This is a genomic window from Pseudemcibacter sp. (assembly GCF_965661635.1).
In the GTDB taxonomy this organism is placed as follows: Bacteria; Pseudomonadota; Alphaproteobacteria; order Sphingomonadales; family Emcibacteraceae; genus Pseudemcibacter.
This window is the reverse complement of record NZ_CBFIEP010000103.1, coordinates 1-8,237: the sequence shown is the minus strand read 5'-3', so window position 1 is coordinate 8,237 and position 8,237 is coordinate 1. Positions and strand designations below refer to the sequence as shown.

At 39.7% G+C, this 8,237-nt stretch carries 10 protein-coding genes and 1 tRNA gene; 3 read left to right on the top strand and 8 right to left on the bottom strand.

Going from position 1 to position 8,237, the window contains the following annotated elements; genetic code table 11:
• The 7 genes from ACTF6W_RS07145 to aroA form a co-directional block, all read right to left on the bottom strand.
• Nucleotides 1-545: phosphoribosylanthranilate isomerase (locus tag ACTF6W_RS07145; protein ID WP_438993853.1), on the bottom strand; the 545-nt coding region annotated here is incomplete at its 3' end.
• 2 nt (nucleotides 546-547) lie between these two features.
• Nucleotides 548-1,270: an orotidine-5'-phosphate decarboxylase gene (gene pyrF / locus ACTF6W_RS07140; protein WP_438993852.1), complete on the bottom strand. Its 723-nt coding sequence runs from the start codon at nucleotides 1,268-1,270 to the stop codon at nucleotides 548-550.
• Nucleotides 1,271-1,289: 19 nt separating this feature from the next.
• The gene (locus ACTF6W_RS07135) at nucleotides 1,290-1,613 is read right to left on the bottom strand and encodes a LapA family protein (RefSeq protein ID WP_438993851.1); all 324 of its coding nucleotides are present in this window, start codon (nucleotides 1,611-1,613) and stop codon (nucleotides 1,290-1,292) included.
• Nucleotides 1,614-1,661: 48 nt separating this feature from the next.
• The gene (locus ACTF6W_RS07130; RefSeq protein ID WP_438993850.1) at nucleotides 1,662-1,943 is read right to left on the bottom strand and encodes an integration host factor subunit beta; all 282 of its coding nucleotides are present in this window, start codon (nucleotides 1,941-1,943) and stop codon (nucleotides 1,662-1,664) included.
• A gap of 275 nt (nucleotides 1,944-2,218) precedes the next feature.
• Nucleotides 2,219-4,075 carry a 30S ribosomal protein S1 gene (gene rpsA / locus ACTF6W_RS07125; protein ID WP_438993849.1) on the bottom strand — a complete coding sequence of 619 codons (1,857 nt, stop codon included), beginning with the start codon at nucleotides 4,073-4,075 and terminating at the stop codon, nucleotides 2,219-2,221.
• Nucleotides 4,076-4,236: 161 nt separating this feature from the next.
• Complete coding sequence (gene cmk / locus ACTF6W_RS07120; protein ID WP_438993848.1) at nucleotides 4,237-4,884, bottom strand: (d)CMP kinase; 648 nt, start codon at nucleotides 4,882-4,884, stop codon at nucleotides 4,237-4,239.
• Nucleotides 4,884-6,188: a 3-phosphoshikimate 1-carboxyvinyltransferase gene (gene aroA / locus ACTF6W_RS07115; protein ID WP_438993847.1), complete on the bottom strand. Its 1,305-nt coding sequence runs from the start codon at nucleotides 6,186-6,188 to the stop codon at nucleotides 4,884-4,886. The genes cmk and aroA overlap by 1 nt, the downstream gene beginning before the upstream one ends.
• A 223-nt stretch (nucleotides 6,189-6,411) precedes the next feature.
• Between aroA and ACTF6W_RS07110 the strand changes: the two genes are divergently transcribed.
• From ACTF6W_RS07110 to ACTF6W_RS07100, 3 genes are all read left to right on the top strand, one after another.
• Nucleotides 6,412-6,774: an FYDLN acid domain-containing protein gene (locus tag ACTF6W_RS07110; RefSeq protein ID WP_438993846.1), complete on the top strand. Its 363-nt coding sequence runs from the start codon at nucleotides 6,412-6,414 to the stop codon at nucleotides 6,772-6,774.
• Between the two features lie 100 nt (nucleotides 6,775-6,874).
• Nucleotides 6,875-6,950: transfer RNA gene (locus ACTF6W_RS07105), tRNA-Ala, on the top strand.
• A gap of 768 nt (nucleotides 6,951-7,718) precedes the next feature.
• On the top strand, nucleotides 7,719-8,006 hold the full coding sequence (locus tag ACTF6W_RS07100) for a hypothetical protein (RefSeq protein ID WP_438993845.1): 288 nt from the start codon (nucleotides 7,719-7,721) through the stop codon (nucleotides 8,004-8,006).
• Nucleotides 8,007-8,036: 30 nt separating this feature from the next.
• On the opposite strand, the gene ACTF6W_RS07095 is transcribed toward ACTF6W_RS07100, so the two are convergent.
• On the bottom strand, nucleotides 8,037-8,237 hold a 201-nt coding region (locus tag ACTF6W_RS07095), incomplete at its 5' end, for an integrase core domain-containing protein (protein ID WP_438993844.1).

Below are 8,237 nucleotides of genomic sequence, written 5' to 3'. Positions count from 1 at the left end.
CTAATTTTAATAGCTTCTTTTACATTTGTCGCGTCTAATCCACCCGATAACATCCATGGAATATTCCATTTTTTTCCAGAAATCAGTTTCCAATCAAATTCTAAACCATTTCCGCCAGGTAATGCATTTTCTAAATCTACTGGTGGTTTAGCATCAAATAGAAGAATATCAGCATATCTTTCGTATTCACGTGCCCTTGAAATATCACTTACTGATGCAATCGAAATTGCTTTTATAACCTTGATGTTAAATCGTTTTTGGACGTACTGAACACGCTCAACGGGTTCGTTTCCGTGTAATTGAACATAATCTAGTTTTGCTGCTTTTATGGCTTTTGTAAGAAATTCATCATCTGGATTAACAAAAACGCCGACTTTTTTCGCACGACTTCCAACTGCATCAGAAAGTTTCTTGGCTTGCTCAAAGTCTACATTTCTAGGTGAAGGAGGATAAAAGACAAACCCGACATATTCAGCTTTTGCATCAAGTGCAGCATTTAAAGTGTCAAGTGTTGATAATCCACATGTTTTAGCGCTAATAGTCATGATTATCCGTTTATTTCATTTGCGATAAGTTGCGCAGATTGAGCCGGATTGTCGCTCTTTGTAATTGGGCGCCCAATAACGAGATAGTCGGCACCTAGGCTAACAGCTTCTTCTGGCGTCATTACACGCTTTTGATCACCGGTATCACTTCCTGCCGGACGAATACCGGGGACAACAAGCTTGAAATCCGCGCCGCATGATTCTTTGATTAATTTTATTTCATGTGGCGAGCAAACGACACCATCAAGACCACTCTCTTTAGCTAGCCTTGCGAGTTTAACAACTTGCATGGATACCTTGTTTTGAAATCCAATGGCTTCGATATCTTCGTTATCTAAACTGGTTAGAATGGTGACACCAACTATTATTGGGCGTTCGCATCCTTCATTTTTTGCAGCTAAAGTTGCAGCTTCCGATGCCGCCTTCATCATAGCAGAACCGCCTGCCGTGTGTATGGTCATTATTTTGGGACGTAACGGCATCAATGCATGAATTGTCTTTGCAACGGTATTGGGAATATCGTGTAGTTTTAAATCGAGAAAGATATTTCTATTTGCTTTAGCAACTTCTAAGAAACCCTGTGGGCCATTTGCGCCAAAAAACTCAAGCCCAAGTTTGATGCCACCAACATGCGGAGATAGCTCGCCCGCTAAAATGGCTGCTTCTTCAACATTAGTAGTATCTAATGCACATAAGATACGCTCAGAAGGTTTTAAATTACTCATCATCCGTCCGTTTTAAATATTATGATGAGCTTTTGCCATGGTTTTCGTCGTTTGACAATTTAATATTGCTGGAATTATGTTTTTTTAATTCACTTTCAAGCTCTTTAATTTTTTTGTCTGCCATGCGGTGGCGTCTAGCATGTTTTATACCAGTGAAAATCGAGACAAGCCATCCTCCACTAAGGCCAATAAAGATGCCAAGAAAAACCAGCATAAATGCGGGTATTGTAAAATCAAATGGTAATGGGTTTAAGCTAAAATTTACAAGCTCACCGTTAGAAACAGCAACGATGATGCAAAAAAGTGTGAATATGGAAAATGCAGCATAAAATAAAAAGCGCATATTTAGAGCCTCTATCGAAATAAATTATGCTGACGGGAAACGTACAATTTATTTATCGTTTAGTTTTTCCCTTAGGTCTTTACCGGTTTTGAAATAAGGTACGCTTTTCGCAGGAACCTCAACTGCCTGTCCTGTACGTGGATTTCGACCCGTACGAGAAGGGCGGTGTTTCACAGAAAAAGCACCAAAACCACGAAGTTCCACTCTGTTACCTTCAGCAAGTGTATTCGTAATTTCTTCAAAAATAGTATTGACGATACGTTCAACATCTCGTTGATAAAGGTGGGGATTGGCGTCAACCAACTTAGCTATTAGCTCCGACTTTATCATCGTTAAACCCCTTATTTTGTTAATATTGCTTATTTGTTAGAAACGTTAAGTTGCCAGAGACTTGGAAAGCCGTCAAGGCTAAGTGCCTTTTCAAGCACGTTTTTTAGATAATTAAAGTTAATTTGGGTAAATTAGTACCATTTTGAGGCATTTGCATAAGGTTTCTGCATATTTTGAAGGTGTATAAAAAAAGAATCATATATGCCTTAAAAGAAAAACCCGGCCGGAAATCCGGACGGGTTAGTTCCATAAAATATAAAGTTAAAAGATTATTCTTAATCTTTTTTTGCAGCAGCCTTCTTTTTTGCAGCAGCTTTCTTCTTAGGAGCAGCTTTTTTCTTAGCTGGCTTCTCTTCAGTCGCTTCGGCATCATCAGCTTTTTTTGCAGCGGCTTTCTTCTTAGGAGCAGCTTTCTTTTTAGCTGGCTTTTCTTCTTCTGCAGGAGTTGCATCAGCAAGAGCCGCGCCAAGAATATCGCCAAGGCTTGCACCACTATCAGATGAACCATATTGTGCAACAGCTTCTTTTTCTTCAGAAATTTCTAGCTGCTTAATTGATAGGTTCACTTTACGTGCTTTCTTATCAAGCGTTGTGACTTTTGCATCAAGCTTATCACCAACTGAGAAACGCTCTGGACGTTGCTCTGCACGGTCACGGCTAAGATCAGAACGACGGATGAATGCTTTCATACCTTCGTCTTCGCCAATATTAACTTCAAGACCGTTTTCAGTAACTTTAGTAACAGTACATGTTACTGTTCCACCCTTCTTAAGACCGGAAATGCTTTCAACTGGATCACCAGAAAGTTGCTTAATACCAAGTGAGATACGTTCTTTGTCTGTATCAACATCAAGGATAACTGCTTTAACAACGTCACCTTTTTTGTATTCTGCAATCGCTTCTTCGCCTGATTTATTCCAATCAAGATCAGATAAATGAACCATGCCGTCCATTTCATCTTCAAGGCCAACAAAAAGACCAAACTCAGTGATATTTTTAACTTCACCTTCGATTTCAGTGTTAACAGGGTATTTATCAGCAAATGTAAGCCATGGATTATCCATGCATTGTTTAAGACCAAGTGAAATACGACGTTTTTCTGAATCGATTTCAAGAACCATAACTTCAACTTCTTGGCTGCTTGATACGATTTTACCAGGATGAACATTCTTCTTAACCCAGCTCATTTCAGAAACGTGGACAAGTCCTTCAACACCGTCGTCTAGCTCAACGAATGCACCGTAATCGGTGATGTTTGTAATACGACCAGTAAGTTTAGAGCCAATTGGGTATTTCTTCGTGATTGTTTCCCAAGGATCTTCTGTAAGTTGCTTCATACCTAGCGAGATACGCTGCGTATCAGGGTTCAAACGAATAATTTGAACGTCAATAGAATCGCCAATGTTCAGAATGTCTGAAGGATGATTGATACGTTTCCAAGAAATGTCAGTCACATGAAGTAGACCGTCAATACCGCCAAGGTCAACGAATGCACCGTAATCAGTGATATTTTTAACAACACCTTCTACAGTTTTACCTTCCGCAAGATTTTCAATAATTTCAGAACGTTGTTCCGCGCGTGTTTCCTCAAGGATTGCGCGACGTGACACAACAATGTTACCACGTTTGCGATCCATTTTAAGGATTTGGAACGGTTGTTCGATGTTCATCAGTGGCGTTACGTCACGAATGGGACGCACGTCAACTTGACTTCCAGGTAGGAATGCTACGGCGCCAGAAAGGTCAACAGTAAAGCCGCCTTTTACACGTCCGAAAATAACACCATTTACGCGTTCTTCAGCTTCGTATGATTTTTCAAGAACGGTCCATGCTTCTTCACGACGTGCTTTTTCACGTGAAAGCATGGCTTCGCCTTTGGCGTTTTCAATTCGCTCAACGAATACTTCGACTTGATCGCCGACGCTTAATTCAGCTGACTGTCCGTGAGCGGAAAATTCTTTAAGTGGGATACGACCTTCTGCTTTAAGGCCAATATCTATAGTCGCAGATTCTTTATCTACTGCAATAATGGTGCCTGTGACAACTTTGCCATCAAATTTGCCTTCAGGACCAAATGATTCTTCGAGCATTGCTGCGAAGTCATCGGTAGTTGGAACGTTAAGTTCAGTCATTATAATTACCTATTCAGTGGATGCTAGTGCATCCATTTTTTTAATCAGACACCTTTGTCTTCATAAAAAAGGGGTTAGTGTTAATATATAAAGAGTAAAACAAATACCTCCCCGCCTCATCCTTTAAGATAAGTCAGAGAAATATTGACGATTGTTTTACTCTACTCTTTGTTCGAAATATAGGCGCAAGCCGCTTCAAACACGGCCTCTATATCTGAATTCGTTGTATCTAGCAAGTATGCATTTTCATGAGGTTTTAGAGGGGAAGTTGAGCGGTTCATGTCGCGCTCATCACGTGCTTTGAGTTCAGATAAAATTAATTGGTAGTTATCTTCATTGCCATTTTTACCAAATTCTTCTAAAAAACGCCGTTTTGCGGTGGTTTCAACGCTTGCTGTAATAAAAATTTTATATTTTGCATCGGGACAAATGACGGTACCAATATCACGACCATCAAGAATACTACCTTTTTTATCTGAAGGTGGATTATGTGCAAAATTTCGCTGATAATCGACTAATTTCGCTCTGACACTAGGAATAGCGGCCACTTTGGAAGCCGCTGCACCAGTTGATTCGCCTCTTAACTCAGGGTTAGATAAATTTATTTCCGGAAGTTGACCTACTGCCTTTAATGCATCACTTTCATTTTCGGGATCCCCACCAGCTTTTAAAACATTTAAACCGACTGCGCGATAAAGAGCCCCAGTATCTAAAAGTGCTAAATTATAATATTCAGCTAGCTTTTTAGCTAATGTGCCTTTTCCTGAAGCGGCCGGGCCATCAAGAGCTATTATAAATTTTTCTGTCATTAGCATATATTAGCCCCGAGATTATTCATAATATTTGTAAAACCAGGGAAACTGGTTTCGATTACTGATCCATCATCTGCAGTTATTGGTTTTTCAGATATCATACCTAGCACAAGAAATGACATTGCAATTCGGTGATCTAAATGAGTTTTAATTATAGCTCCGCCTTCAACGTCTGATTTAGAAACGGTCATGCCATCATCATGTTCTATGACATTTACCCCACATTCATTTAATCCTTTTACCATCACGGAAATGCGATCTGATTCTTTTACACGAAGTTCTTCTAGTCCCCTCATGACTGTTTCACCATCGGCTGAAGCTGCTGCGACACAAAGAATAGGATATTCATCAATCATTGAAGGAGCGCGATTTTCTGGAACAATTATACCCTTTAGTTTTGAGTATTTAACCCTAATATCGGCGACATCCTCGCCGCATTCCTGCCTTTTGTTTTCAAAAGTAATATTGCCACCCATATCAATTAATGTATCAAATAGACCAGTGCGGGCAGGATTCATCCCCACATTTTTTATTGTAACATCTGAGCCCTCGGTGATTATCGCAGCAACGATAATAAAAGAAGCGGAAGAAGGATCAGCGGGGACCGCCATTTTTTGTGCCGTTAGTTCGGCATGCCCTGTAACGTTTATTTCTTCATTATTTAATGAAACGGGAACGCCAAAATAGTTAAAAATTCGTTCTGAATGATCGCGTGTTGGAATTTTTTCAATGACCGTTGTAACACCTGGTGTGTTTAATCCAGCAAGCATAACGGCCGATTTTACTTGTGCGGATGCTACTGGCAATTCACAGCGAATGGGCAGAGGATTTCTTGCCCCTTTAACAGTAATAGGGAGAGTTCCTTCTTGATTACCTGAAAATTCTGCGCCGAATTTGCTTAAAGGTATTGTAACGCGTTTCATCGGACGGGAGGTGAGCGAATCGTCGCCAGTGAATATGACAGAAATGGGATGCGTAGCTACTACCCCCATCATGAGACGCACACCTGTGCCACTATTTCCCATATCAAGTGGACCTTCAGGTTGTTTTAGGCCGCCTATGCCAACACCATGTATATGCCAAGAGCCTGAACTATCTTTATAAATATCAGCACCGAGTGCTTTCAGAGCTTCAGCAGTTCCAAGAACGTCTTCACCTTCTAATAAACCAGTTACTATGCTTTCGCCAATAGCTAAAGCCCCCATTATTAAAGAACGATGGGATATTGATTTGTCCCCGGGAACAGTGATAATGCCATTAAGACAATTACATTTTCTGGATGAAAACTGATTCATCTTCATTAAACTCTTTATGAATATCGTGAATATTTATTTTTCGTTTGTCAGATACCATAATAAACGTTCATTGTACTACATAATAACCTAAAAAATGATAATTATGATACTTTTATCGCGAAACCTTGCTCTTTTATTATAATAGGCTTTGACAGGGGGGCTATAAAATGGCAAATGATGTTTTTTCAAGCAAATACGAATAGCTTTAAAAGTTCTAAGGAGAAATATTTTGGCAAAAGCTGAATGGGGCGAAAAACGTCAATGTCCTAAGTGTGGCACAAGATTTTACGATCTTGGTGAATTTGAGCCGATTACCTGTATTAGTTGTGAACATCAGTTCCAACCTGAGATTATTTTGAAAAGTAAAACGCATTCAATTGAACTTATTACAGATAAAAAAGAAGCAGAAGCTGAAGATGAAGATGAAGAAGCAGATCTATTAGATGATGATGCACTTCTTAGTGATGACGATGACGACGATGATATCGATATCGCAGCTGATGATAATACTGTTGTCCTTAGTGATGACGATGATACGAATGTTGCTGCGGTTGTTGATGCACCTAACGTTAAACCAACTACTGACGATTAAATTTATCTGCTTTTATGCTTGATTTAAAATGAGTGAATGAATAACTTGCGCTCATATTTTTATCCTGATTCATTTGAACCAGACAAATGTAAATAATTCAGGGGCTATAGCTCAGCTGGGAGAGCGCTACACTGGCAGTGTAGAGGTCAGCGGTTCGAGCCCGCTTAGCTCCACCAAAATAAAGAGTCGTTCTTGAGTAATCTTGGGCGACTTTTTTACTTATTAAGCTACTGAAACCTTAAGGTTTCCTTCATTATCAACACGATTAATACTCTGTACGTTCGCTTACGTTGAAGAATCTCTATAGCACCATCAATCCCATTATTGCAACGATTATTGTAATCCGTTGTGGTGAGAGTGTGGTGGAATAACTCTCCCTGATGGGGTGGGGAGAGGGGCCACTGGGGGTACCCTGTGTATATATTATATTGAGACGTAACTGAATATCCAAATAAGCTTGTCAACCTAATGGGGTTCAATCGATTGGAAATAATTATCTTCAGTGGAACACCATTAGTAAGGTCAACGCCACGAATATAAATGGGTAGGTGTATCTCGAGGGTGCTTTTGAAGTTTAGTACTACTAGTATACGTTAACATATCTAGCTAATTTAACGGAACTCTCGTCCCTTCTAGTGAATACCCTTTAGGTTTCCTATAGAGAAGCACAGAGAGTTGTCAAGGTTGATTGCTTTCAAGTTATGTCAGAACTGATAAAATACTTGAATAGTGAATTTCTTTAACCCTGCCATTGATCTTTTCATATATATTTTAGAAACTTCAAAGTATTGGCTGAGAAACTATATCTGTTGTAGTCTAAGCATTTCGGCAAGTTAGGGGTGCCAATGATGAGTAATTCTAAATCTGATAAATGTTCAATAACAGTATTAAAGTCATCTAATAATGTGCCTGCATGTAAAAGGTTCACTCAAAAAGGTGGGGTCTTGAAGAAGCTACCGGAACAGATGGAGAAATACTTTGAAGTTGATGAGCTGGGACTAAACTCATTTGACGACCTATCAAATATACTGACAAAACTTGAGGTAGAACCTAGCTCTCTAGTTATTCGTGGTAAGCTTATTGCTGGAAGGCCTACAACGAACTTAAGACGGACAGGCTCAGCTAATCAGTTTGGCCACCCTGACAAGAACCTCAACCCACATTCAAGACGTTGGTGCATGTTGGACTGTCCGTCATCAAATGATTTGAGAATCCATTGGCCTATTTCATAAGGAGGCTTTGATCTCCTATTGGTGTTAATATTAAGCTACGATCTTGCGATGTTGCAAGCGTCTTTGTTTAAGTGTTGTGTTTTTAAGTCGTCTCCTTTTTTCCAGAATTGATTGATCTCTGCCAAAGTAAACATCGGCAGGCGTTAGGTTGTTGATGCTTTCGTGGTAGCGTTCGTGATTATAATACTCAATGAACTGAGTTATTTCATGTTCAAGCTGGCTTGGCAGGAA